Raw genomic sequence first — 24,609 nt, forward strand, 5'->3', positions numbered from 1 at the left:
CTTCGAAAGAAGAGACCATGAAAAAAAAGAAGGGTTTAGGTAAGCGCGACAGGATTTAAAATCCCGTTCAGATTATTTTAAACGCGGAAATCAGAAAAAGAAAAGAAAAAAAACTTCAAAAGTTTTTGGAAGTTCAAAAAGATTTCTACCTTTGCAGTCCCAACGGAAACGGAGGGAAACAAAAAAGATAAAGAGGAGCGCAATGCTCATCGGAATATAGCGGATACGGAAGTTGAAGCGAGATAAGTTCTTTAAGAAAACACAATCATGTAAGCGTGACGAGTAGACAAAACGAAAGTCATGAACAAATTCAAGCAATTCGTTCAATTCGATCCAAGATCAGAGATATAAAAAAGAATTCTGATTATGTAAATAGTTGGAATCAAAAACTTCATTTTACAATGGAGAGTTTGATCCTGGCTCAGGATGAACGCTAGCGGCAGGCCTAATACATGCAAGTCGGACGGGATCCATCGGAGAGCTTGCTCGAAGATGGTGAGAGTGGCGCACGGGTGCGTAACGCGTGAGCAACCTACCTCTATCAGGGGATAGCCTCTCGAAAGAGAGATTAACACCGCATAATATATCTGATTGGCATCAGTTGGATATTAAATATTTATAGGATAGAGATGGGCTCGCGTGACATTAGCTAGTTGGTAGGGTAACGGCTTACCAAGGCGACGATGTCTAGGGGCTCTGAGAGGAGAATCCCCACACTGGTACTGAGACACGGACCAGACTCCTACGGGAGGCAGCAGTAAGGAATATTGGTCAATGGGCGGAAGCCTGAACCAGCCATGCCGCGTGCAGGATGACTGCCCTATGGGTTGTAAACTGCTTTTGTCCAGGAATAAACCTCTTTACGTGTAGAGAGCTGAATGTACTGGAAGAATAAGGATCGGCTAACTCCGTGCCAGCAGCCGCGGTAATACGGAGGATCCGAGCGTTATCCGGATTTATTGGGTTTAAAGGGTGCGTAGGCGGCCTATTAAGTCAGGGTGAAATACGGTGGCTCAACCATCGCAGTGCCTTTGATACTGATGGGCTTGAATCCATTTGAAGTGGGCGGAATAAGACAAGTAGCGGTGAAATGCATAGATATGTCTTAGAACTCCGATTGCGAAGGCAGCTCACTAAGCTGGTATTGACGCTGATGCACGAAAGCGTGGGGATCGAACAGGATTAGATACCCTGGTAGTCCACGCCCTAAACGATGATAACTCGATGTTGGCGATAGACAGCCAGCGTCCAAGCGAAAGCGTTAAGTTATCCACCTGGGGAGTACGCCCGCAAGGGTGAAACTCAAAGGAATTGACGGGGGCCCGCACAAGCGGAGGAGCATGTGGTTTAATTCGATGATACGCGAGGAACCTTACCCGGGCTTGAAAGTTAGTGAAGGATGCAGAGACGCATCCGTCCTTCGGGACACGAAACTAGGTGCTGCATGGCTGTCGTCAGCTCGTGCCGTGAGGTGTTGGGTTAAGTCCGCAACGAGCGCAACCCCTATGTTTAGTTGCCAGCATTTAAGGTGGGGACTCTAAACAGACTGCCTGTGCAAACAGAGAGGAAGGTGGGGACGACGTCAAGTCATCATGGCCCTTACGTCCGGGGCTACACACGTGCTACAATGGATGGTACAGCGGGCAGCTACATAGCAATATGATGCTAATCTCTAAAAGCCATTCACAGTTCGGATTGGGGTCTGCAACTCGACCCCATGAAGTTGGATTCGCTAGTAATCGCGTATCAGCAATGACGCGGTGAATACGTTCCCGGGCCTTGTACACACCGCCCGTCAAGCCATGAAAGTTGGGGGTACCTAAAGCATGTGACCGCAAGGAGCGTGTTAGGGTAAAACCGATAATTGGGGCTAAGTCGTAACAAGGTAGCCGTACCGGAAGGTGCGGCTGGAATACCTCCTTTCTAGAGTATCGAAGATCGGTGCTCGTCACGTACATATGATTGATTATAGTATTGAGATATGAGAATTGAGTATTGAGATGATTTTATGGCGACATAAAGGATCCCGATACCCGTTACAGACTACTCACTACTAAAAAAGGAAACATCAGAAGAAAGTGCCCGCCCCTATAAGGAGCAGGACCGAGAGAGATAGATGAACAGAATAGCTAGTCCCGTAGCTCAGTTGGTTAGAGCACTACACTGATAATGTAGGGGTCAGCAGTTCAAATCTGCTCGGGACTACGAAAAAAAGGGGAATTAGCTCAGCTGGCTAGAGCACCTGCCTTGCACGCAGGGGGTCAACGGTTCGAATCCGTTATTCTCCACGTTTTTTGGAGGAAAGATAGAGCAAGATAACAGACCATACAAGGTCTGATATCTCAGATCTAAAATCTCCTATCTAAAAAAAAAAAAAAGAGTTCTTTGACATATTGAAAGAGAAAAAAATTACAAGAGAAGACAACAGTATAGAGACAATGCTGATATGTGTCTGATGTAGGGAGGAGACCCTCGGTCCAGGCCGAACGAATCTTTGCGTAGCATATCGGTATATATATCAAAAGCAGCCGCATAGTAGCAAAAGGCTATGCCGGTGAAGAAAGTAAATAAGGGCACACGGGGATGCCTAGGCTCTCAGAGGCGAAGAAGGACGTGATAAGCTGCGATAAGCTTTGGGGATTGGCAAATGCGACTTGATCCAGAGATTTCCGAATGGGGCAACCTGACTATTTGAAGAATAGTCGTATGATACGCGAACGCGCTGAACTGAAACATCTAAGTAGGCGTAGGAGAAGAAAATAACAATGATTTCCCAAGTAGTGGCGAGCGAACGGGAAAGAGCCCAAACCGATCATGTTACGGCATGGTCGGGGTTGTAGGACCACGACATTGTACAGCGCTATGAACTGGAAGCAGGTGGGAAACTGCGCAATAAGGGTGAGAGCCCCGTACAGGTAAAGAATGTTGACATAGTGGTATCCTGAGTACCGCGGGACCGGAGAAATCCTGTGGGAATCCACCAGCACCATCTGGTAAGGCTAAATACTCCTGAGAGACCGATAGTGAACCAGTACCGTGAGGGAAAGGTGAAAAGAACCCCGAACAGGGGAGTGAAAAGAACCTGAAACCGTGTGCTTACAAGCGGTTGGAGCAGGCAGGTCCTGTGACAGCGTGCCTTTTGCATAATGAGCCTACGAGTTACTCTTGTCTGGCAAGGTTAAGTCCTTCAGGGACGCAGCCGAAGCGAAAGCGAGTCTTAATAGGGCGCATAGTCAGATGAGGTAGACGCGAAACCTTGTGATCTACCCTTGGGCAGGTTGAAGTTGCAGTAACATGTAATGGAGGACCGAACCGATAAACGTTGAAAAGTTTCCGGATGACCTGAGGGTAGGGGTGAAAGGCCAATCAAACTGGGAAATAGCTCGTACTCCCCGAAATGTTTTTAGGAACAGCGTCGGCATCGAGTTTAATAGAGGTAGAGCTACCGATTGGGTGCGGGGAGTCAAATCCTACCAAATCCAGACGAACTCCGAATGCTATTAAATATGGCCGGCAGTGAGGCTTTGGGTGCTAAGGTCCAAGGCCGAGAGGAAAGAACCCAGACCATCAGCTAAGGTCCCCAAATTCGTTCTAAGTTGAACTAACGAGGTCCGGTTGCCCAGACAGCTAGGATGTTGGCTTGGAAGCAGCCATTCATTTAAAGAGTGCGTAACAGCTCACTAGTCGAGCGGCCGGGCGTGGATAATAAACGGGCATCAAGAACGGTACCGAAGCTATGGATTTGCACTTATGTGCATCTGGTAGGGAGCATTCCATATGGGGCGAAGATATCTGGTAATGGGTGTTGGACCGTATGGAAAAGCAAATGTAGGCATAAGTAACGATAAGGCGGGTGGGAAACCCGCCCACCGAAAGACCAAGGTTTCCTGATCAACGTTAATCGGATCAGGGTCAGTCGGGACCTAAGGCGCACCCGAAGGGGCAAGCCGATGGACAACTGGTTAATATTCCAGTACTCTTCATAACTGCGATGTGGTGACGGAGTAGTGACACTGCCGCGAACTGACGGAATAGTTCGTTGAAAGGCGTAGGTATAGGGACGGTAGGCAAATCCGCCGACCCTGCTGAAACCCAATAGTACAGCAAAGCTTCGGTGGCGCTGATAGAGCAGGTAAACAGACTTCCAAGAAAACCCGCTAAGCTTCAGGTTATGAAGACCCGTACCGCAAACCGACACAGGTGGTCGAGGAGAGAATCCTAAGGTGCTCGAGTGAGTCATGGCTAAGGAACTCGGCAAAATGGCCCTGTAACTTCGGGAGAAGGGGCGCTGTCTCAGCGATGAGCAGCCGCAGTGAAAAGGCCCAGGCGACTGTTTAACAAAAACATATGGCTTTGCAAAATCGCAAGATGAGGTATAAGGCCTGACACCTGCCCGGTGCTGGAAGGTTAAGAGGGGATGTCATCGTAAGAGAAGCATTGAATCGAAGCCCCAGTAAACGGCGGCCGTAACTATAACGGTCCTAAGGTAGCGAAATTCCTTGTCGGGTAAGTTCCGACCTGCACGAATGGTGTAACGATCTGGGCGCTGTCTCAGCCATGAGCTCGGTGAAATTGTGGTATCGGTGAAGACGCCGATTACCCGCAACGGGACGGAAAGACCCCATGCACCTTCACTATAGCTTAACATTGAGATTGGGTACAGGATGTGTAGGATAGGCGGGAGATGTTGAAGCGTGTTCGCCAGGATACGTGGAATCAACCTTGAAATACCGCCCTTTCTGTATTCGGTTTCTAACTCCCTAATGGGGAGGACATTGTTTGGTGGGTAGTTTGACTGGGGTGGTCGCCTCCAAAAAGGTAACGGAGGCTTTCAAAGGTAAGCTCAGTACGCTTGGTAACCGTACGCGGAGTGCAATGGCATAAGCTTGCTTGACTGTGAGACCGACAAGTCGAACAGGGTCGAAAGACGGACATAGTGATCCGGTGGTTCTGTATGGAAGGGCCATCGCTCAAAGGATAAAAGGTACGCTGGGGATAACAGGCTGATCTCCCCAAGAGCTCATATCGACGGGGAGGTTTGGCACCTCGATGTCGGCTCGTCACATCCTGGGGCTGGAGAAGGTCCCAAGGGTTGGGCTGTTCGCCCATTAAAGTGGCACGCGAGCTGGGTTCAGAACGTCGCGAGACAGTTCGGTCCCTATCTGTTGTGGGCGTTGGAAGTTTGAGTGGATCTGACCTTAGTACGAGAGGACCGGGTTGGACAGACCTCTGGTGAACCTGTTATGCCGCCAGGTGTACGGCAGGGTAGCTACGTCTGGAATAGATAAGCGCTGAAAGCATCTAAGTGCGAAACTAGCCACGAGATGAGACTTCCTTATAGGGTCGTAGAAGATGACTACGTTGATAGGCCATAGGTGTAAAGGTTGAGAGACCAAAGCCAAGTGGTACTAATAGCCCGAAGCTTTCTCATGCAGAGACACACTGTTGTCTTCCTCTTTAATTTTTGAAACAAAGGAAACGAAACTCTTTCAATATATATGTCAGTTAGACGTGTGCATGGAGCAGAGCTATGTGGGACCTGAAAGGATCTCGGTACTCATATCTCCTATCTCACATCTAAAAAAACTTTAGGTGCCTATATCGGCGGTGTCTACCTCTTCCCATTCCGAACAGAGCAGTCAAGCCCGCCAGAGCCGATGGTATTGCCGTAACAGGTGGGAGAGTAGGTCGGTGCCTTTTTTACACGGAAGCCCTTGCTGGAAACAGTCAAGGGCTTCTTTCGTTTACATACTTCCCAAAAGGTTCCAAAGATCAATGGGGCCGGGATAAAGCCCACTGGGTGACGCTCGGAAAAGAGGCACATATGTTCGGCAACCCTATTGTCTGGTACAAAGCTGTATGGCTCTGGCCCCAAAAGCGAGACTGGGATCCACTCCCAAAGGCCACACAAAAGACTCCGCTCAGGAATAGCACTGTCAGGTGCAAGCCTGTATGGCACCGCTCTAAGGTGCTGCACTATGACTCTGTTTAGGTACTATCCAAAAGATTATAGAAGAACGATGCCCCTGCTCCCCAATGTCACAGAAGAATAGGGCTCCGTAACCGTACTATCCGGTAGAAATCTGCATGGCCATGATCGAAGGTGCTGCGCTATATTTTTGGTAATATATTTCCCAGCGATTACTGGTCCCGCCAAGACAAAAATGACAGAAGAATGGACGATGTTATAACGCTTTGTTCCTGAGTAGTAATCTATTTATGGTTTTTATTGAGTAACTTTGCGGCGCAATGGGTACATTATTGGATAACGGAATTAAGCCGTATAATCATTACGGCGCTTATTTAAAGCAGAAATATAACGGACAGAAAGTATTTAAAGTGATTGTCGATGGCAATTTCACTTGTCCCAATAGAGATGGCAGCAAAGGCTATGGTGGGTGTACTTACTGTAATGTGGACTCTTTTACGCCCGATACTGCGCGAAAAATTCCTTCTATACGTGAGCAGGTGGAGTCAGGGATTGAACGCGCACGTAACAGCTATGGTGCAGAAAAATTTATTATTTATTTCCAACCCAATACCAATACATATGCGCCAACACATTTGCTGAAGATGATGTACGACGAAGCGTTAAGCATCGATCCTGAAAATACACTAGGTCTTTCTGTGGGTACACGTCCAGATTGTTTGGACTTTGAAAAAATTGCCCTGTTGGAATCTTATACCGATCGTTATGACGTGGATTTGGAAATGGGAATGGAGTCGATTTATAATGATACCTTGGAAAGGATCAATAGAGGTTGCTCACACGATGAATTCATTAAGGCGATGGATATGTTAAAGGATACACCTTTAGAGCTTTGTGTGCATACTATTTTGGATTTCCATGGGAGACTGAAGAGATGATGTTAAAATATGCTGACGAGATTAATCGGTTCCCACAGATTAAGTTCGTTAAATTGCACCATTTGCATATTGTAGAAGGCTCTATTATGGGCGTAAAATATAAGCGTGAACCTTTTGACTTATTCTCTATGGAAGGCTATACGGACTTCCTGTCGAAATTTATACCCCGTCTACGCCCAGATTTGATTATCCAACGTATTTTTGGTATCGCAGACAAAGAACTATTGATAGCGCCAAATTGGGGATTGCCTAAGTCAGGGATTCAAACCTATATCGACAAAGGTCTGGAAGCACGGAAAGTCGTGCAAGGTAGTCTCTTTTAATTTTATTATAGACAACCGATTGCAAAAGAGATAATTCATTTCTACGATTCTATAAGACTACTGGAATTGATATAGTATAAATAAATACGGCTTCCCAAAGGAAGCCGTATTTATTTTATGTTGTACTGGAAGTCAAATTATCCTTCGACAATGGATTTCAGATCTGCTGGAGAATAATTGATAGATTTTAGTGTTTTATTGTCGGCCGTTCTAAAAACCAAAAATTTTCCATCAACTTCTTTATAGTAAGATTCCACTCCTTTAAGTTTGTAATGCTCTTGAGTAGCGACTGCCTCTGCTTCGTCATTGCAGGCCTTACTCATATTAGAGCGTTGCACTTCATCAAAAAGTGCTGAGAATTTATCTTTTAAACCAAATTCAAGAACCGCTCCAGCGAGGACGTATTGAATGTCACATAGGGCATCTGCAATTTCCACAAGATCTTTATCTTGGATAGCTTCTTCTAATTCTTTTAATTCCTCAGCTATCAACGAAACCCGTAATGCGCATCTTTGCTCAGAAGGAATTGTGGGTGTATCCAGGATCGGATGCTGGAATGTTTTATGGAATTCCGCTACAGATGAAAGTGTTTTTGGATCAGTCATATTCTTTTATTTTTTATACTCTTCTTATCTCAGGTGCAAATATAAAAAATAAAGGACGGTTAACTGAATGACCGTCCTTTATTTTATTTATCAAATGAGATTTGATTAGATCAAATGTTTCAATTGAACAATTTCTCTTTCTTCTAAATATCTCCAACGTCCACGTGGTAAATCCTTTTCGTCAAGTTAGCATATACGACACGATCTAACTTTACAACGTCATAACCAAGAGATTCGAAAATACGACGTACGATACGATTTTTGCCAGAGTGGATCTGTATTCCGATCTCTCTTTTAGAACCGCCTTGTACATAGCTTAAATCATCCGGTTTGATTACGCCATCTTCTAGTTCAATACCAAAATTAATCTTGTTGAAATCTCCTTGCGTAAGACTTTTGTTAAGTTCTACATTATATATTTTACTGATGCTATTACGTGGGTGGGAAAGTTTTTCCGCAAGGTTGCCATCGTTTGTCATCAAAAGTAATCCGGTTGTGTTTCTATCAAGACGTCCTACGGGATAGATTCGTTCTTTGGTTGCTTTGGATACAAGTTCCATTACGGTATGACGTTCCTGAGGATCATCTGTCGTTGTAATGTAGTCTTTTGGCTTATTAAGTAAAACATAAACCATCTTCTCACGCTTTAAACGCTCGTTGTTGTAACGGATTTCGTCTGTAGCTGGATCAACTTTGGTACCTAATTCAGTAACAGCCTCACCATTTACCCATATTACACCTGCAGCAATTAATTCGTCTGTTTTTACGTCTCGAGCAAATACCTGCATTGGCAATATAACGGTTTAAACGAATTAAGCCGTCATCTTCTGCTGAGGTTTCGGTTTTCTTCTTAGGACGTTTGCTGTATTGTTTATCGTCAAAACTCTTGTTTTCATCAAAGTTTCTGCTTCTATCTCCATCGAATTTTCTATTAGATGGTTTATCAAAGCTTCTACTGCGATTGTTTGAGGAACGGTCATCCTTATCGAAACGCTTGAATGAATCTCTTTTATCAAAAGAACCTTCTTTTCTGTCGAACGATCTTGATGAATCATTTCTGTCAGAGCGTTTGAAGCTATCTCTTTATCAAAAGAACCTTCTTTTCTGTCGAACGATCTTGATGAATCATTTCTGTCAGGGCGTTTGAAGCTATCTCTTTTATCAAAAGAACCTTCTTTTCTGTCGAATGATCTTGATGAATCATTTCTGTCAGAGCGTTTGAAGCTATCTCTTTTATCAAAAGAACCTTCTTTTCTGTCGAATGATCTTGATGAATCATTTCTATCAGAACGTTTGAAGCTATCTCTTTTATCAAATGAACCTTCTCTTTTGTCGAAAGACCGAGAAGAATCGTTTCTGTCAGAACGTTTGAAATTATCTTTTTATCAAAAGAACGCTCAGATTTATCAAATTTGTTGAATGAATCTCTTTTGTCAAAAGATCTCGAAGAATCATTTTTATCAAATGAACGGCCACCTCTGTTGAAAGGCTTGTCTGAATTATCTTTTGAACGGAAGGAGTTGCTTTCTCCTCTAAAGGATGGTTTGTCTGCGTATTTATTAGATCCAAATGATCTATTCTCGCGGTTGTCATCTTTTCTGAAAGAACCTCTTTCAGATTGATCCTTTGAACCAAAGGACGATTTTTTACCGAAACTATTATTCTTGTCGCCTCTAGATTTGAAGCTATCTGAGTTGCCCCGTGACTTTCTGGAGTTGTCATCACGACTGTTCCTTTTATTGCTGAATGGCATTGTGTTTTGCTAAAATGTGAACTGCAAAGTTAGGCATAATTTTGGGTTTTGCGAAAAAATCCTTATCTTTTGTCTTTTCTTGGATTTGCACAATTTGAACGTTAAAAATGCCCTTTAAAACAGCTGTAACGTAACTATTTGTTTTTAAATAAATACTGTTTATCTTTGTCCCCTCGAATTTGAACCAAGCTATTTTTTGATCGATTTGACTCGTGGATAGGATAGCATTAAGGGAGTGAATGATAAGAAAAAAAGTATTATGTAGTAGTTTGATTTTGTTTGCTTTATTGCTTTCAAAATTATACTCAACCCCACACAACAACACTTCTGGCAGCGATAAGATCGTAGCAGCGAAGTTAGTCGAAATTCCAACTCATCATGGAGGCGACGAAGAGAAAAAGAAAAAGCAATTCTTTTGAATCTTACCTGAGTTCATTGACATTTGCTGAAGATTCATTGCCGATGGATCGTCCATTAGTGGAAAGCAAATTGCGCAAGTTCTTCAGTAGATTTTCATTTAAAAAAACAGGATCGTATGATATGCATAAAAAGGCAGAGACCTATTTGCCTATGATCGCCAAGATCCTGAAATCACATGGTATTCCCGAAGATTTTAAGTACATCCCATTGGTTGAAAGTGGCCTAAGCAAGGCTGTTGTTTCATCAAAAGGGGCGGGAGGTTATTGGCAATTTATGCCAGCAACAGCTCGTTTGTATGGCTTAAGGGTCAATGGCACTGTAGATGATCGAAAAGATCTCGTGAAATCCACTCATGCAGCAGCACGCTATTTAAAATATCTTTATGCTCAATTTGGTAATTGGACTTTAGTGGCGGCGGCATACAATGTCGGCGATGGCAGTTTAAAAGGTTCAATAAGAAGGCAGAAGAAGGATGATTATTTTGCTTTGAAGCTGAACAATGAGACTGGATCTTACGTGTATAAATTAGTTTCAATGAAGGAGATTATCGAACATCCACAGAAGCACGGTTATTCGCGTTATGCGGACAAAGACACTGAGGCGCTGGATAGAGAGCCGAATATGCTCTAGATAGAAAGCAACTACTAACAAAAAGGATTTCCCATTGAGAAATCTTTTTTTGTTAGCCTTATTTGGCCTGGGAGTTGATCCATCCGAACGGTAGATCTTATCTTAAGTCGACAATGTCAAATCCGCTGTAGTTACTTTTATTAAAGGTAAAATAGCTGGATGCAATGGCCTTGTTTCCTTCCTGTGCATTCAAGGTGTAAGTATAGCGATTACCACTCTTATCAAAGATAGTCGTGTCGTAGATCAAATTATTCACTTTGTTGACCCGTAATTTGATTTTAGAATAGTTCTTTTTGCTGTCAACCGGTGTTAATTCCACAACACTCAAACTCATTCCTTTTACTTTTTCTGTACCCACTAGCGCATACTTAAATCCCGAGGTATAGAATGAGAAAATATTTGTCGGGTTGATCTCATTCGTTGAGTTACTCGCCTCGGATATCTCGACTTCTTTTTCTGCTTTCATAATATTCCATTGTGTTTTGGAATCTGAAATTAGAATTTGATTTTTGGTATTGACATGGTATTTATTATTTGCCTTGTCAAGATACAAGGTGCCCGCATCTGAATGTGAACTTCCATTTGCTTGTTTTATGTCCAAGGTAAAACCGGCTTGTATTGTCTTATATCCGTTATATTTTTGACTTACTTTGTTGAGTAACGCTTTTGCGGCGTCATTTTGCGCATAACTGTGTTGACTCATTGTGAGAAGCAAAAGCTTAGCACTAACCATAGTTGTTTTTTCATGTTAATTGTTTCTTAATGTCTCCAAATACTGTTCTAATGAATATTCATCTGGATAAAGAACTTCACGTGCTTTACTTCCTTCAAATGGGCCGACAATTCCGGCGGCTTCCAATTGATCGATGATTCGTCCAGCTCTATTATAACCCAGTTTCAATTTACGTTGGATTAAAGATGTAGAACCTTGTTGATGCATAACAATCAAACGAGCAGCGTCTTCAAACAATTGGTCGCGATCTTTTGGATCAAAATCTACGCTACCTGAACCTTCTCCGTTTTCATCTACGTATTCTGGGAGCATAAATGCCGATGGATAGCCACGTTGTGCTCCGATATAATCAGAGATCTGTTCAACTTCTGGTGTATCGACAAATGCACACTGAATACGTATCAAATCACTTCCGGTTGCCAGCAGCATATCCCCACGACCAATTAACTGATCTGCTCCGCCGGTATCTAAGATAGTTCGCGAGTCTACTTTTGATAACACACGGAAAGCAAGACGTGCTGGGAAGTTGGCTTTGATTGTACCTGTAATGATATTGACTGAAGGACGTTGGGTCGCAATGACCAAGTGAATTCCTACAGCACGGGCCAACTGGGCCAGTCGTGCAATAGGGGTTTCTACTTCTTTTCCGGCAGTCATCATCAAATCGGCAAACTCATCAACAATAAGAACGATATATGGTAAGAATCGATGACCCTCCTCAGGGTTTAATCTGCGATTGATAAATTTTGCATTATATTCCTTTAAATTACGAACCTGTGCATTTTTTAACAGGTCATAACGCTGATCCATCTCGATACAAAGTGAGTTTAAGGTATTGATAACCTTTTTTGTATCGGTAATGATCGCTTCCTCCTCATCGGGTAGTTTGGCCAAGAAATGACGTTCAACTTTTTTGAATAGGAAAGTTCAACTTTTTAGGATCGACAAGCACAAATTTGAGCTCAGCAGGATGCTTTTTATACAATAAAGACGTTAAAATCGCATTGATACCAACGGATTTACCTGACCTGTGGCACCTGCAACCAGAAGGTGGGGCATCTTTGCTAAATCGGCAATATAGACCTCATTAGAAATTGTTTTTCCCAATGCAATTGGTAGATCCATATCTGTTTTTTGGAACTTTTCAGTAGCCAAAACAGATCGCATGGATACCATTTCTGGATTCGAATTTGGAACTTCAATACCGATTGTTCCTTTACCCGGCATTGGTGCAATAATCCGGATTCCAAGTGCCGCAAGGCTTAAGGCAATGTCATCTTCCAGATTTTTGATTTTTGAAATCCGTACACCGGGTTTCGGTATAATCTCATATAAGGTAACTGTAGGGCCGATTGTTGCTTTTATGCTTTCAATCTCAATGCTATAGTTTCTAAGTGTATCAACAATTTTGTTTTTGTTTGCTTCAAGTTCATGCTGATTGATGGTAATTTTACCACTTCCATAATCTCGTAATAGGTCAAGTGTGGGATGTTGATAGCCTGATAAGTCCAATTTGGGGTCATATTGACCAAATTGTGCAACCAGGTCGCTCGCTGTAATTTCTTTTTCTTCTTTGATGTCTTCGACAACCAAACCAGGTACTAGGGTAACGTCAGCAGGGAACTCTGGCTCGGGTTGAGGGGTAATGGTTATAGCTGGACTGTAGTTTTCCTGAATACTTGGGCTATTTAATTCTTCCGTATCTTCTTCCTCTGGCTGATCAATGGTAAAACTAATGGAAGGCGTACTCTCTGTACGTTCCAAAGGACTATCATCAAAGGTAAGCACAACTTTGTCCTTTGGATCTATTTGTACTTCTGGTATTGGATGATGTGTAAATGCAGGACGCTCAAGCTCTTCTTTTAGATCTTTCTCCCGGCTGGATTGAAATCTTTCATTTATTGAAGTTGGTCGTTGGAAAGATTCTCTGACGGATTGTATAGAATCATCCTCTACATGCACTTTGGTTCTTAGGTTATTAGCAGTATAGGAATCTTCGTCGTCTTCATCCTCTAGATCTTCGGATAAAGATTTAGATTTTCGATTGCTGAATAATACAAATTTAAAATCCAAGTTGTACAATAGTATCAAAGTTGTCAGATAAGCAAATGCTAAAATACAACCCACACCGACAATCCCAACTTGTGCTTCCAGTAGCTTATTGGTCCAAAAGCCAAACTTGCCTTCCAACATGTGGGGCGTATTCGCCATAAATCCATGTAAGAATCCCAATGTTACAGAGATAAAGACAATCGCTACAAAGGAATAAACTACAGTACGGTATAATGGAAGCAGGGATTTTTTGAATAATAGACGATAGCCTAAAATGAATAATACCGGAATAAAAAGGAAAGCGGCAACACCAAACCATTCATACATAAATTGGTTGGCCAGTAATGCGCCGAATTTCCTAATTTATTATCAACGACCGGTAATTCGACAGCCTCATCATGAATTTCTTCGGAAGAACTAAAAGGGTTCCCCAACCGCCATTTGTTTTGGCGATATAACTTTGGTCATCTTCCCATGTAAAAGATAAGAGACAAAAGCAGTGGCAAAAGCCAACGAGAGTACAATCAATAAAATCCTAGAATTTTGACAGTCTTCTGTTGTGCATCTGAATAATCCCTAGGGACACTGGTTGTTTGACTTTTTCTTTTTAAATGTTGCCGATTCTTTTGACGGGGCACGCTTGCCAGAAACTGAATTTCCTGCCTGCCTAAATGTATTTCCTTTATTTGACATTGAAAAGCTCACAATTATACTGCTTACAAACTTAGTTATTTTGATAGTATTTTGAAGATCATGAACACTATTATTTTAAGTTTGTAATTTTTTCATAAACGAATAATTTCAGATAGGCTATTAAATGAATAATAGCAATTATAACTAGCAAATACTATGCCCTGAGAATAGATTTTTGGAAAGATTGAGCTAAGCGGATTAGAATATGGTGGTTTTGTCTGTCTTTTACAGTTAAAGTAAATTATGTAGTTTTACTGATCAAATTAAGGCATTATGAATAAGTTTCAGATACGAAAAGCGGAACAGGCAGATAAAGGACGGATTTGGGAAATTATACAACAGGCAATCGCATTACGAAAGGAGCAAGGCAGTCGGCAGTGGCAAGATGGTTATCCAAATGAAGATGTAGTACAGTCAGATATAGACAAAGGCTATGGGCATGTCGTGGAGGTTGATGATAAAATCATCGGTTATGTTGCTATTATTTTTGATATCGAACCTGCTTATAATGATATTGATGGCAAATGGCTTAGTGATGGTGAATATGTGGGCATTCATCGTTTGGCCTCAGCTCAGGATCCACATGTAAAAGGCGTTGGCACAGCCATCATGCAAGGAGTGGAGGAAATAGCGGTAAATAATGGAATATATAGCATCAAAGTGGATACGAATTTTGATAATGGTGGGATGTTACATGTATTTGATAAGCTAGGTATCAATATTGTGGGGAAGTACATTTTCGAGGCGCTGCCCGTCGCGCTTTTGAAAACTATTAAAATAAGTGACTATAGCACCAGGATCGAGCGAACAGGAGTTAAAATGAGATTGGTATTGTTACTGACTTTAATGACTATCAATAAAAAATCCCTTTTACATCGTAAAAGGGATTTTTGTTGCCTAAAATGACGTTTATGCAATAATCAAATAGTAGTTTTTCTTACCTCTTTGTGCAATAATATATTTATTGTTTACCAAATTATTTTCGGTGATCACTTGTTCAATATCTGTTGCTTTTTCACGGTTGATAGACACACCACCACCTTGGAGCATTTTACGTGCTTCGCCTTTTGAAGGAAAACTTGCGTATTGACAGCCAACAGATCGAGGACATTGATTCCTGCTTTTATATCTTCTCTTGTTACCTGAAATTGTGGAATCCCTTCAAATACTTCAAGTACAGCTTCGTGATCTAAATCGTTTAGAAATTCCAATGAGCCGTTGCCAAAAAGAAACTCAGAGGTTTTAATAGCAGTCTCATAAGCTTCTTCAGAATGCGTGCGAATGGTGATGTCTTTTGCTAACGCTTTTTGGACAATGCGCAAATGTGGTGCAGCATCGTGCTCCGCAATGATCGTCTCTATTTCTGCCTGTGGTTTAAGTGTAAAGATCTTAATCCAGCTTTTGGCATCGTCATCCGAGGTGTTTAACCAAAATTGATAATATTTATAGGGCGAAGTTTTCTTTGGATCTAACCAGACCGCTCCAGATTCTGTTTTTCCGAATTTTTGGCCGTCTGCTTTTTTAATCAATTGTGTCGTAATGGCATAAGCTGTTCCCTGATCTTGACGACGGATCATTTCACTTCCTGTGACAATATTACCCCATTGATCAGATCCACCCATTTGTATTTTACAATTGTGGTGTTTCCACAGGTAGTAGAAGTCGTAACCTTGAATCAATTGATAGGTGAATTCTGTAAATGATAGACCATTGTCTCCTTCTAAACGTTTTTTACAGAATCCTTTGCCATCATATAGTTAACGGTAATCATTTTACCGATATCACGGATAAAGTCCAAAAAACTGAAATCTTTGAACCAATCGTAATTATTAACCATTTGGGCATCATTTTCGCCTTCTCCAAATTCAAGAAATTTGCCTAACTGTTTTTTCAGACATGCAACATTATGTTGTAAGGTTGCTTCGTCAAGTAAGTTACGCTCTGCAGATTTGAAAGAAGGGTCTCCAATCATTCCTGTTGCACCACCTACCAATGCGACTGGTTTATGCCCAGCATTTTGGAAATGGATTAAGGTCATGATTTGAGTTAAGTGTCCTACGTGTAGAGAGTCTCCTGTGGGATCAAAGCCGATATAGCCAGCGACTTTTTCTTTATTCAGTAAGTCTTCAGTTCCAGGCATAATATCTTGCAGCATGCCTCTCCAACGTAATTCTTCTACAAAGCTCATTGTTAAATGGATTTAATTTTTAATTTACAAGATGCAAAGATAGGAGATTAAGCGTATATTGAGCGAATAATTCCATATAAAAGCACACGCTAATAAGCTAATATGAATTTTTTATCACATTTTTATTTTGAGCGGTTTGCGATCAATCCCGAGCGAATTGTCGGTGGCTTGTTACCCGATCTGTTAAAGAATGCCGATAAAACTTTTGTGCTCAAACCCAGGCAATATGAAGATGAATTGCTGGATAACCCATTGTTGGAGCAACTTTATATCGGTTGGAACCGTCATATAGAGGTTGATCGTCTCTTTCATAATTCAACTTATTTTTTTCATCACACACATCAATTAAAGTTACAGATACAGTCAAGTCTACAGGGACTGCCCATTCGACCTTCCTTTATGGCGCATATTGCTTTAGAACTGCTGCTAGATCATATCCTGACACAGCAAAAAGCGGTATCTATCGATAAGTTCTATTCGGCAATGTCCCAGGTGAACGAAGATGCTGTACGAAAATTTCTGAAAATAAACCAATTAAACGATATTCCAAAATTTGAGAAATTCTACCATCAATTTATTGAATGGAAATATATCTATGATTATGCACATATTGAAAAAATTGCAGATGCCCTTTTTAATATCTGTAAGCGCTTATGGCAATTTGACGTTCAGGAGCATCAGCGTGAATTATTGACCGAACAATTAATTTCTTATTTACAGCATCATATGGCGGATTATCAAGAGATTTATCAATATATTCATTATGAGTTGGTCGACTTTAAATAATTTGTTCAAAAAATACCAATAGTATAAGACCTTGAAAATATTTATTTTCGCATAATTTTACGTATAAAACTAATATTACATGTCACATAGACTTTTTCGGAAGAAAAGTGTTGATCAGATCCTACTGGATACCCAAAAGGAGGGTGGAACTGGCCTCGCGAAGGTTTTGGGGTAACCGATCTGGTTTCATTGGGTATAGCCGCTATTGTTGGCGCTGGAATCTTTAGCACCATTGGATTAGCGAGTTATGAAGGTGGGCCTGCCGTTTCTCTTCTATTTATTTTTACTGCTTTTGCCTGCGTGTTTACAGCACTGGCATATGCACAGTTTGCCAGTACCGTACCTGTCTCGGGATCAGCTTATACGTATGCCTATGTGGCTTTTGGTGAGCTGTTTGCCTGGATTATCGGCTGGGCGTTGGTATTGGAATATGCGGTTTCAAATACGGTAATAGCTATTTCCTGGTCGCAATATTTTGTTTCTATGTTGGAGGGGTTTGGGCTGCATATACCTGCTTGGCTTTCGATGGCACCTGGGTATGCTTATGACGCTGTGGATAAAATGAATCAACATGGGATGTCAAGTCTTACGGCCATTGATCAGCATGGGCTTGCTGCATTTAACAGTGCGCCACGTATCGGGGAATGCCTATTATATTTGATTTACCCGCGGGGTAATTACCTTTTTGGTCACTTGGCTCGTTTATATAGGTATTAAGGAATCCCAAAAGCAAGTATGATTATGGTTATGATCAAGGTAGGGATAATCCTGGCGGTAATTTTTGGTGGAATCTTTTACGTGAAGCCAGAAAATTGGACTCCTTTTGCACCAAATGGCCTGCAGGGGGTACTTGGAAGTGTGGCGGCTGTATTCTTTGCTTTTATCGGATTTGATTCGATCTCAACAACTGCCGAGGAATGTAAAACCCACAGCGTGATCTACCTAAAGCAATGATTTATTGTTTATTGATTTGCACAGTACTGTATGTGGCTATTACATTGGTGTTGACAGGGATGGTAAATTATACCGAACTTAATGTAAAAGATCCTTTGGCTTTTGTGTTTAAGTATGTTGGATTTGACCATATGGCTGGGGTGATATCGGTAACATCTGTTATCGCGATTACCAGTGCTCTGCTGGTGTATCAATTGGCTCAACCAAGGATTTGGATGACAATGAGCAGGGACGGATTATTATGGAAGAAATTTGCGACAATTCACCCGAAATATAAAACACCCTCTTTTGCGACAATTGTAACAGGTCTTGTTGTAGCAATTCCTTCTTTATTTTTCAAGATGGACTTCTTTGTTGATTTGACGAGTGTTGGTACGTTCTTCGCCTTTATTTTAGTCTGCGCGGGTGTACTATATATGGATTATTCGGGATTATCGGCCAAATCCAAATTTAAGGTTCCCTATATCAATGGTAAATACCTGGTTGGAGCAGGGCTCATCATCGCGATTGTCTTGATAGGAATCTATGGAAAAGATACATTGAATGAATGGAAGAAGCTTTCCATTTTGGAAATAATAGAACATAAAATGTTAGTGATCATTTTTGGCTAACATGGTTGGGTTTGGGCATTTATAGCTTTAAAATGAATTTCTCGCTTTTACCTGTTATCGGCATATTGATTAATCTTTATCTGATGACCGAGCTTGGTGCAAGTAACTGGATTATTTTCGTGATTTGGTTGGTTCTTGGTTTAGGAGTGTATTTTATGTACGGCTATAAACATTCTAAATTAAATAAATCAGCAGCTGTTTAGAGATCTGGTATCTATGATATTTAAATAAAAAGGAGCTATTTTTTCAATAGCTCCTTTTTTATTTAAAATCTCCACAACAGGATTCGGCTTACTTTGTTACCTTGTTCCATGCGGATAACTTCGGACTCTTTTACATTGATTTTCTTTAACTTATGCTGTAGAAAACGAACGTCTTCACGATGAGCAACCAATGAGGAGAACCATTTAACCTGATCTTTATAGAATTGGCTCTCAAATATCATGCGTGTCAAGAAGGCTTTCTCGCCGCCATCACACCAAAGTTCACTTCCTTGTCCCGAGAACGTCTGGACAACGGTATTCTCATCTAATTTCGCATTTTTATACCTGTAGCTTTACGTACGGATTGTTGTAATGCTTCTGTCTGCGAACTAAAGAAAGGTGGATTGCAGATGATCATGTCGAATTTTTCATCTGGGAGGATGATATCTTTGAAAATCGCTTTTGGATTGTTCTGTAATCGTATTTGGATATTCTTTTTAAGCTCACATTGGTACGCGTAATTTCAATTGCGTTTTTATATGCTTTTTTATGATTTCTGAACCAACAAAACTCCATCCATATTCTTGGTGACCTATAATGGGATAGATACAACTGGCACCCACACCAATATCTAGCAGTCGGACCTTTCCTCCTTTTGGAATTTCACCGTTATTATCTCTGGCAAGAACATCCGCAACATAATGAATATAATCTGCTCTACCTGGAATAGGAGGACATAGATTTTCCTTTGGGATATCCCAATGTTGGATGTGGTAGTATTTTTTAAGAAGTGCTTGATTTAAAACCTTAACAGCATCGGGGTTGTTAAAATCAATTGTTTTGAGCTTATAAGCATTTACTGTAACAAAATCTTTTAAGGAAGGTTCGATTTTGCTAAGTTCGTCAAAATTGTAATTATCGAGATGTCTATTTCGAGGGTGTAATTTCTTTGTTGGATTAGCGTCTGCCATGATATAATATTTGCACAAAAGTAATGCAATTCTATTGAATAAAAAAGGCGATGCTTTTGCACCACCTTTTAAGACTTAATCTTTTCGTATGAGATGAACCTCCGATGTCTGTGGGAAATTCAGTGGGACCCGCTCAATCGTGACGAAACTGGAATCTAAACCAAATCCCTTTTCTTCGGATAAACTCATTTTTTCAAGTACCCATAGATATCCATAATCACTTTTTCGATCCATGACATCTGGTTGGTTTTGGATAATACCTTTTCCAGTACCACAAATTTGAAATCTCCTGGAATATTATGTTTACGCAGTGTGTCGTATTGACTTGTGATATCAATTTCACCTTTTTCACCATTTCTTCAACAACTTTTCTGAAGAGTAGGCTAATACGCTGTTCTTCTCTAAAGCCCAATTTGAAGTCAATTCGTATAAGTTTTCCAGGGATCAGTTGATCAATGGAGTATTCCCTCGTGTGGGGATGATCCATAACATCCACGTGTACCAGCCAGTAAACGTCAGCGCGTTTAGGTTTTTTATTAATGATGGAGTAAATAATTTTGGCTTCAATTTCAGACTTGAAGTTTGCACTGGTCAAGTATACCAAATGTGACGCAAAGGGTGGAACGGACTTGTCTTCGCTCAATTCCGATATAATCGGATAATATTTATTGATATTGATAAAGTTGACAAAACGATTTTTAATCTTACGTGCAGTATACCAGCAGTACATTGTACCAAACAAGGCAATCGCTAATAAAAGTGTCAACCAACCGCCATGGGCAATTTTTACACCATTACCGATCAGGAATGTCAACTCTATCACAAAATACGCGACTAGGAAAATCCCAATGAGTACACGGTTGACTTTTTTCATGGCTAGGAAATAACCCATTAAAACGGTTGTCATCAGTACCGTTAGGTTGATGGCAAGACCATAGGCCGCATCCATTTTGCTTGATTCTTCGAAAACCCAGATAACAATCATACAACCGATCCAAAGAATAAGGTTGATTGAAGGAACATATAATTGACCTTTATGCTCACTAGGATAGCGGATCGCAACTTTAGGCCAGATGTTTAAACGTACAGCTTCCGAAATTAAGGTATATGAACCAGAGATCATGGCCTGACTGGCAATTACGGCAGCAATAGTTGCGATAGCGATACCATAACCGATAAACCAATCTGGCATGATGGAGTAAAATGGATTTGCTCCGCCTAACACACGACCTTCCTGTGTTAATAACCAAGCTCCTTGACCAAAATAGTTTAATATCAGTGTGATCTTAACATAAATCCAGCTAATGCGAATATTTGCCTTACCACAGTGTCCCATATCTGAATATAGAGCTTCTGCACCTGTTGTACAAAGAAATACAGCACCGATCAAGAGGAGAGAGTGTGGGTAGGTTATTAAGATATGAAAGGCATAATACGGATTAATTGCTTTCATTACTTCTGGAGCCAAATGGATATGGGACAGACCAAGAACTCCAATAATGGTAAACCATATTGTCATTAATGGGCCGAATACTTTTCCGACAACAGAAGTGCCAAATCGTTGAATAATAAAAAGTAAAGAAATAATCGTTACCACAATCGGTACTGTTGGAAGACCTGGAAATTTGATATCCAAACCTTCTATAGCAGAGGATATTGTGATAGCGGGTGTAATCATCCCATCAGCTAGCAATGTGGCTGCACCTATCATTGCTGGGAAAATCAACCACGGTGCCCGTTTGCGAACTAAAGAGTAAAGTGAAAGAATTCCACCTTCGCCTTTATTGTCAGCACGTAAGGTGATCCAGACATATTTGATGGTTGTTTGTAGGGTGAGTGTCCAAAAGACGCAGGAGAGACCTCCCAAAACAAGATCTTTTGAATGGCACCTTGACCCATGATTGCTTTGAAGACATATAGCGGCGAGGTACCGATATCTCCAAACACGATTCCTAAACTGATCAATAATCCGGCGACACTCACCTTATTGATACTGTTGTGATGACTGTTATCTGTCATTTAATTATTATTTTATTTCAAAATATAATGCAAAAATAGACTTTTTGTCTGTACTTTAAGCAGGTACATTTGCTGCGCCAAATTTTAGCATTTCATTTGACATGCGCAAGAGCTGTTAAAATTTGTTAAAAGAATCTATCGATCCCTACTTTACCTCAAAAAATTTTAAACAAAATACTAACTTTGTTGTTGATAATTCAAATAGTTAGCGTTATATTTGATTAAACCGTAACCAATATTTGAAGTCTAATTTAACACTATGGGGAGAAATCTACTTAAAGCAGCTTATTTAACACTTATTACCACACTGACCTTGTGCAGCGGGGTAGGTCGGGTGTATGCGAAGTCTCCTGATGACCATACTTTTTGCAAGCTACTTGGAACGGTAATGAGGATTTGGAGATAACAATATTAAGGATACTGAGAAACTGATCAATAACGTTAAAGTATTTTATAATCCAATTGCCGAACAAGTCAATCTTTCCTTTAAATTGGCAAAGTCATCTAGTGTGTCTATTAAAGTCATGGATGCTTTAGGTAATGAAATTCTACAACTGATGAATGGAAATCTTGACGCTGGTGTTCAGAATCTTTCTTTTGAACATGGTGGCAAATTGACAACTGGATTTTATTTTGTGCGCGTTGTTGCTGGATCGGAGACTGTGGTAAAAGATTTTCTGTCCGCTAAGGAAGACGAGAATACTCAATTGATAAAATTGAATTTACAATATAATATAATAAGTAAGGGGATCATTTGATCCCCTTACTTATTATATTATCGCTTATTCTTGTACTTCATCAATCCATAGTCCATCATCTTGGATGATCTTGATCAATTCGTCCAATGCCTGGGCTGAACTTACATTCTTTTTGACGACCTCTTGGCCTCTATATAAGGTTACCTTATCAGGACCAGCTCCCACATATCCGTAATCTGCATCAGCCATCTCACCTGGGCCATTCACAATACAACCCATAATGCCAATTTTCAAGCCTTTGAGGTGATTGGTGCGACTCGAATCATTTGAGTGGTTTCCTGAAGATCAAACAATGTTCTTCCACAGCTTGGGCAAGAGATATATTCTGTTTTTGATATTCTTGAGCGGGTTGCTTGCAGTATTCCGAAGGAAAGAGATGCAATGTTCTCTAACGGGGTCGCCGGAGAATCAATCCATATGCCCGAACCTAAACCATCAATTAACAATGCACCCATGTCTGTGGAAGCATATAGCTGTATTTTCGATATAGGCTCCTCGGGGTTCATAAACTCGCCCATAGGACCTGAAAAATCCTCTTTACGATAGGATCTTTTGATAATGACAGGATTATCAATGCCGATTTCTTGCAGATTTCGGAAAAATTGCCGTTGATCGGCCATTCCATGCGTATGATCGGTTTCTAATATAAATACAACAGTCTTGTCTAACGGCAATGATTCAAATAGCGGACTTGTTAAATCCGTATTACGGATTTTTACCATATTCAACACACTATCCTTACTGTCTGCATGTACAAACTCTTCCAGCGTATAGAGTGGATGGATATTTGTTTTGTCCTTAAGATTGGACCATGTCACAAAATTATATACCTGTTTTAAATTTGCGGGCATATTAAATGAAGGCAAATGATCCCCTAGATAAACAAAATCTACGGATTGCTCACCCATATGATATTTATCCAAAAGGATATCATAGCGGTAGCCAACTTTTGTAAGAATTTGGGCGTCTTTCAGATTTTCATTCGAGATATCTGTCACAATTCTGGGAACCAGCGAACCACCGATGAAGGTATTGACCTCCTGACTCTGATAGGGAACAACTGGACTATCTGATGCGAGCTGTATGATTTCTTCTTTTGGTTGATTGGCCAAAACCGTTTTTCGCTGACTATATCTATTGACCAACGCAATTGCTACTGGAGCTTCGCGTTCAGGTTCTTCGGTCAGGAAACCCTTACAGTATCTCCAAGCCCGTCTTCTAGAAGTGTACCTATTCCTACCGCAGATTTCACGACCATCCTCTCCATCACCGGCCTCCGTCACGCCAAGATGTAGCGGATAATTCATATTTTCAGAAACCATCTTTTCAACCAGCAAACGGTAGGCCTTGACCATTACTTGCGGGTTGGAGGATTTCATTGAAATACATAGATTATAGAAATTTAGATCTTCACACATCCGGATGAACTCCATGGCGGATTCGACCATTCCCTCAGGGGTGTCCCCATAGTGGCTCATGATCCGATCTGAAAGAGAACCATGATTTGTACCAATCCGCATGGCAGTGCCATATTCTTTACAAATGTTTACCAGCGGAGTAAACTTGGTGTAGATACGCTCTAGTTCTAATTTATATTCTGCTTCAGTATATGATAACAGGTCAAATTTCTTCTTATCGGCATAATTACCTGGGTTTACCCGAACTTTCTCGACTATCCGGGCGGCAACTTCAGCGGCATTTGGTGTAAAGTGGATATCTGCTACTAAGGGTACGTTATACCCTCTTTTCGAAGCTCACTTTTTATATTTGCTAGATTCTGAGCTTCTTTTATACTTGGTGCAGTGATACGAACATATTCACAACCCGCTTCTACCATTCGAATAGTCTGTTCTACCGAGCCCAGTGTATCCATTGTATCCACAGTAGTCATACTTTGAATGCGGATCGGGTTGTCTCCACCCATAGGGATATCTCCAATCTGAATTTCCCTTGTTTTCCATCTCGAATATTCTACCTTGGAATTGCAATAGATTCCTGGTAAAGTCAACATATTACTTGTGTTCATATATAACACAAAGTTAG

16 protein-coding genes, 2 tRNA genes, 3 rRNA genes and 6 pseudogenes are annotated in these 24,609 nt (G+C 41.0%); 14 read left to right on the forward strand and 13 right to left on the reverse strand.

All coding sequences use genetic code 11. The features are described 5' to 3' along the window. Positions 1 to 398: 398 nt before the first annotated feature. From KUH03_RS25510 to KUH03_RS25535, 6 genes and pseudogenes are all read left to right on the forward strand, one after another. Positions 399 to 1,923, forward strand: a 16S ribosomal RNA gene (locus tag KUH03_RS25510). Between the two features lie 208 nt (positions 1,924 to 2,131). Next, positions 2,132 to 2,205 (forward strand) — tRNA-Ile (locus KUH03_RS25515). Positions 2,206 to 2,214: 9 nt separating this feature from the next. Next, positions 2,215 to 2,288, forward strand: a tRNA-Ala gene (locus KUH03_RS25520). Positions 2,289 to 2,557: 269 nt separating this feature from the next. Beyond that, positions 2,558 to 5,431, forward strand: a 23S ribosomal RNA gene (locus KUH03_RS25525). Between the two features lie 157 nt (positions 5,432 to 5,588). Beyond that, positions 5,589 to 5,700, forward strand: a 5S ribosomal RNA gene (gene rrf, locus KUH03_RS25530). Together the 16S, 23S and 5S rRNA genes with 2 tRNA genes alongside form the textbook arrangement of a ribosomal RNA operon. Positions 5,701 to 6,249: 549 nt before the next feature. Next, a pseudogene (locus KUH03_RS25535) lies at positions 6,250 to 7,190 on the forward strand (TIGR01212 family radical SAM protein). Positions 7,191 to 7,327: 137 nt separating this feature from the next. On the opposite strand, the gene KUH03_RS25540 reads toward KUH03_RS25535, so the two are convergent. The 5 genes from KUH03_RS25540 to KUH03_RS25560 form a co-directional block, all read right to left on the reverse strand. Then, on the reverse strand, positions 7,328 to 7,795 hold the full coding sequence (locus KUH03_RS25540; protein WP_257087379.1) for a nucleoside triphosphate pyrophosphohydrolase family protein: 468 nt from the start codon (positions 7,793 to 7,795) through the stop codon (positions 7,328 to 7,330). Positions 7,796 to 7,938: 143 nt separating this feature from the next. After that, on the reverse strand, positions 7,939 to 8,583 hold the full coding sequence (locus tag KUH03_RS25545; protein ID WP_306429164.1) for a pseudouridine synthase: 645 nt from the start codon (positions 8,581 to 8,583) through the stop codon (positions 7,939 to 7,941). A 24-nt stretch (positions 8,584 to 8,607) separates the two neighbouring features. Further along, positions 8,608 to 8,850: a hypothetical protein gene (locus tag KUH03_RS25550; protein ID WP_257087380.1), complete on the reverse strand. Its 243-nt coding sequence runs from the start codon at positions 8,848 to 8,850 to the stop codon at positions 8,608 to 8,610. A gap of 20 nt (positions 8,851 to 8,870) precedes the next feature. Next, a complete protein-coding gene (locus KUH03_RS25555; protein ID WP_257087381.1) occupies positions 8,871 to 9,548 on the reverse strand; it encodes a hypothetical protein in 678 nt (225 codons plus the stop codon). Continuing rightward, positions 9,532 to 9,870 (reverse strand): hypothetical protein, encoded by a 339-nt coding sequence (locus KUH03_RS25560; RefSeq protein WP_257087382.1) that lies wholly within the window; start codon positions 9,868 to 9,870, stop codon positions 9,532 to 9,534. Before KUH03_RS25560 ends, KUH03_RS25555 begins: the two co-directional genes overlap by 17 nt. Before the next feature lie 56 nt (positions 9,871 to 9,926). On the opposite strand from KUH03_RS25560, the gene KUH03_RS25565 reads away from it, so the two are divergent. Further along, the gene (locus KUH03_RS25565) at positions 9,927 to 10,598 is read left to right on the forward strand and encodes a lytic transglycosylase domain-containing protein (RefSeq protein WP_257087383.1); all 672 of its coding nucleotides are present in this window, start codon (positions 9,927 to 9,929) and stop codon (positions 10,596 to 10,598) included. A 97-nt stretch (positions 10,599 to 10,695) separates the two neighbouring features. Here the strand turns inward: KUH03_RS25565 and KUH03_RS25570 are convergent, their stop codons facing one another. Together KUH03_RS25570 and KUH03_RS25575 are read right to left on the reverse strand one after the other, a co-directional pair. After that, complete coding sequence (locus KUH03_RS25570) at positions 10,696 to 11,331, reverse strand: outer membrane lipoprotein carrier protein LolA (protein ID WP_257087384.1); 636 nt, start codon at positions 11,329 to 11,331, stop codon at positions 10,696 to 10,698. A gap of 15 nt (positions 11,332 to 11,346) precedes the next feature. Continuing rightward, positions 11,347 to 13,925: pseudogene (locus KUH03_RS25575) on the reverse strand (DNA translocase FtsK 4TM domain-containing protein). A gap of 424 nt (positions 13,926 to 14,349) precedes the next feature. Between KUH03_RS25575 and KUH03_RS25580 the strand changes: the two are divergent. Continuing rightward, a complete protein-coding gene (locus KUH03_RS25580; protein ID WP_257087385.1) occupies positions 14,350 to 14,982 on the forward strand; it encodes a GNAT family N-acetyltransferase in 633 nt (210 codons plus the stop codon). A 3-nt stretch (positions 14,983 to 14,985) separates the two neighbouring features. On the opposite strand, the pseudogene tyrS reads toward KUH03_RS25580, so the two are convergent. After that, positions 14,986 to 16,264: pseudogene (tyrS, locus tag KUH03_RS25585) on the reverse strand (tyrosine--tRNA ligase). Positions 16,265 to 16,366: 102 nt separating this feature from the next. On the opposite strand from tyrS, the gene KUH03_RS25590 reads away from it, so the two are divergent. From KUH03_RS25590 to KUH03_RS25610, 5 genes are all read left to right on the forward strand, one after another. Next, positions 16,367 to 17,050: a hypothetical protein gene (locus KUH03_RS25590; RefSeq protein WP_257087386.1), complete on the forward strand. Its 684-nt coding sequence runs from the start codon at positions 16,367 to 16,369 to the stop codon at positions 17,048 to 17,050. 189 nt (positions 17,051 to 17,239) lie between these two features. Then, a complete protein-coding gene (locus KUH03_RS25595; protein WP_257087387.1) occupies positions 17,240 to 17,767 on the forward strand; it encodes an amino acid permease in 528 nt (175 codons plus the stop codon). A gap of 30 nt (positions 17,768 to 17,797) precedes the next feature. Further along, positions 17,798 to 18,004 carry a hypothetical protein gene (locus KUH03_RS25600; RefSeq protein ID WP_257087388.1) on the forward strand — a complete coding sequence of 69 codons (207 nt, stop codon included), beginning with the start codon at positions 17,798 to 17,800 and terminating at the stop codon, positions 18,002 to 18,004. Next, a complete protein-coding gene (locus tag KUH03_RS25605) occupies positions 18,001 to 18,615 on the forward strand; it encodes an APC family permease (RefSeq protein ID WP_306429165.1) in 615 nt (204 codons plus the stop codon). Before KUH03_RS25600 ends, KUH03_RS25605 begins: the two co-directional genes overlap by 4 nt. A gap of 83 nt (positions 18,616 to 18,698) precedes the next feature. Continuing rightward, positions 18,699 to 18,818 carry an amino acid permease C-terminal domain-containing protein gene (locus tag KUH03_RS25610; RefSeq protein WP_373564842.1) on the forward strand — a complete coding sequence of 40 codons (120 nt, stop codon included), beginning with the start codon at positions 18,699 to 18,701 and terminating at the stop codon, positions 18,816 to 18,818. A 62-nt stretch (positions 18,819 to 18,880) separates the two neighbouring features. Here the strand turns inward: KUH03_RS25610 and KUH03_RS25615 are convergent. From KUH03_RS25615 to KUH03_RS25625, 4 genes and pseudogenes are all read right to left on the reverse strand, one after another. Then, positions 18,881 to 19,132: pseudogene (locus KUH03_RS25615) on the reverse strand (RlmF-related methyltransferase); the annotation flags it as partial. Positions 19,133 to 19,143: 11 nt separating this feature from the next. After that, the gene (locus KUH03_RS49160) at positions 19,144 to 19,308 is read right to left on the reverse strand and encodes an RlmF-related methyltransferase (RefSeq protein WP_373564843.1); all 165 of its coding nucleotides are present in this window, start codon (positions 19,306 to 19,308) and stop codon (positions 19,144 to 19,146) included. 13 nt (positions 19,309 to 19,321) lie between these two features. Beyond that, complete coding sequence (locus KUH03_RS25620) at positions 19,322 to 19,789, reverse strand: RlmF-related methyltransferase (RefSeq protein WP_257087390.1); 468 nt, start codon at positions 19,787 to 19,789, stop codon at positions 19,322 to 19,324. Between the two features lie 75 nt (positions 19,790 to 19,864). Continuing rightward, a pseudogene (locus tag KUH03_RS25625) lies at positions 19,865 to 21,808 on the reverse strand (KUP/HAK/KT family potassium transporter). Between the two features lie 431 nt (positions 21,809 to 22,239). Between KUH03_RS25625 and KUH03_RS25630 the strand changes: the two are divergent. Further along, on the forward strand, positions 22,240 to 22,566 hold the full coding sequence (locus tag KUH03_RS25630; RefSeq protein WP_257097300.1) for a T9SS type A sorting domain-containing protein: 327 nt from the start codon (positions 22,240 to 22,242) through the stop codon (positions 22,564 to 22,566). Positions 22,567 to 22,590: 24 nt separating this feature from the next. On the opposite strand, the pseudogene ispG reads toward KUH03_RS25630, so the two are convergent. Beyond that, positions 22,591 to 24,592 (reverse strand): annotated as a pseudogene (ispG, locus tag KUH03_RS25635) ((E)-4-hydroxy-3-methylbut-2-enyl-diphosphate synthase). Positions 24,593 to 24,609: the final 17 nt, after the last annotated feature.

It is taken from the genome of Sphingobacterium sp. E70 (genome assembly GCF_019285695.1).
GTDB classification, from domain to species: domain Bacteria; phylum Bacteroidota; class Bacteroidia; order Sphingobacteriales; family Sphingobacteriaceae; genus Sphingobacterium; species Sphingobacterium detergens.

Excerpts from the sequence above, each read along its gene's own strand:
- KUH03_RS25540 (WP_257087379.1), bottom strand. The coding sequence starts at position 7,795 with ATGACTGATCCAAAAACACTTTCATCTGTAGCGGAATTCCATAAAACA.
- KUH03_RS25545 (WP_306429164.1), bottom strand. The coding sequence starts at position 8,583 with ATGCAGGTATTTGCTCGAGACGTAAAAACAGACGAATTAATTGCTGCA.
- KUH03_RS25550 (WP_257087380.1), bottom strand. The coding sequence starts at position 8,850 with ATGATTCATCAAGATCGTTCGACAGAAAAGAAGGTTCTTTTGATAAAA.
- KUH03_RS25555 (WP_257087381.1), bottom strand. The coding sequence starts at position 9,548 with ATGCCATTCAGCAATAAAAGGAACAGTCGTGATGACAACTCCAGAAAG.
- KUH03_RS25565 (WP_257087383.1), top strand. The coding sequence starts at position 9,927 with ATGGAGGCGACGAAGAGAAAAAGAAAAAGCAATTCTTTTGAATCTTAC.
- KUH03_RS25570 (WP_257087384.1), bottom strand. The coding sequence starts at position 11,331 with ATGGTTAGTGCTAAGCTTTTGCTTCTCACAATGAGTCAACACAGTTAT.
- KUH03_RS25580 (WP_257087385.1), top strand. The coding sequence starts at position 14,350 with ATGAATAAGTTTCAGATACGAAAAGCGGAACAGGCAGATAAAGGACGG.
- KUH03_RS25590 (WP_257087386.1), top strand. The coding sequence starts at position 16,367 with ATGAATTTTTTATCACATTTTTATTTTGAGCGGTTTGCGATCAATCCC.
- KUH03_RS25600 (WP_257087388.1), top strand. The coding sequence starts at position 17,798 with ATGATCAAGGTAGGGATAATCCTGGCGGTAATTTTTGGTGGAATCTTT.
- KUH03_RS25605 (WP_306429165.1), top strand. The coding sequence starts at position 18,001 with ATGATTTATTGTTTATTGATTTGCACAGTACTGTATGTGGCTATTACA.
- KUH03_RS25610 (WP_373564842.1), top strand. The coding sequence starts at position 18,699 with ATGACCGAGCTTGGTGCAAGTAACTGGATTATTTTCGTGATTTGGTTG.
- KUH03_RS25620 (WP_257087390.1), bottom strand. The coding sequence starts at position 19,789 with ATGGCAGACGCTAATCCAACAAAGAAATTACACCCTCGAAATAGACAT.